2 rRNA genes are annotated in these 619 nt (G+C 48.1%); both read left to right on the top strand.

Annotated features, from left to right (window positions below):
• Nucleotides 1-107, top strand: a 16S ribosomal RNA gene (locus E4U82_RS19670); the annotation flags it as partial.
• A 411-nt stretch (nt 108-518) separates the two neighbouring features.
• Nucleotides 519-619, top strand: a 23S ribosomal RNA gene (locus tag E4U82_RS19665); the annotation flags it as partial.

The raw sequence follows: 619 nt of genomic DNA, 5'->3' as shown, positions 1-619 counted from the left end.
TCGGTGAGGTAACCTTATGGAGCCAGCCGCCGAAGGTGGGGCCAATGATTGGGGTGAAGTCGTAACAAGGTAGCCGTATCGGAAGGTGCGGCTGGATCACCTCCTTTCTAAGGATTATGAGAAAGCGTAAGCGTCCGTTTAGTGACGTATGGACTGGAGTTTTCCGTATGAGATAAAGGAAACACGACGAACAGAGTGAGTCGATGTTGACTTATCGTAAGGAGGAAAAGGAAGTCCACTAGTCACTGGACGCTGGAGCTGGATTTAAAGGAAGGCCGATTAAGAACGCCACGTCCTTGAAAAAGGAAAGCACTTTTTCTGCGTGCGATGTATCGCTGACGCAGCTTTCCTTATCCTGTGGCAACATCGGCATGACCTACATCGTGCAGGCCTCATACTGGGTTGTTTGGTTCAGTTTTGAGGGAGCAAATCTCTCATTTGTACCTTGAAAACTAAATAAGAGCAAAGACATTCAACGCAAGTAAAAAATGCGCGTTCGTTAAACGAACGTTTTGATTAGTTAAGTGAAGAAGAGCGCACGGTGAATGCCTTGGCACCAGGAGCCGAAGAAGGACGGGACTAACACCGATATGCCCCGGGAAGTCGTAAGTAGACTGTG

The organism is Lentibacillus salicampi (assembly GCF_004565465.1).
GTDB lineage: Bacteria > Bacillota > Bacilli > Bacillales > Amphibacillaceae > Lentibacillus > Lentibacillus salicampi.
This window is presented reverse-complemented; position numbering and strand designations above follow the sequence as displayed.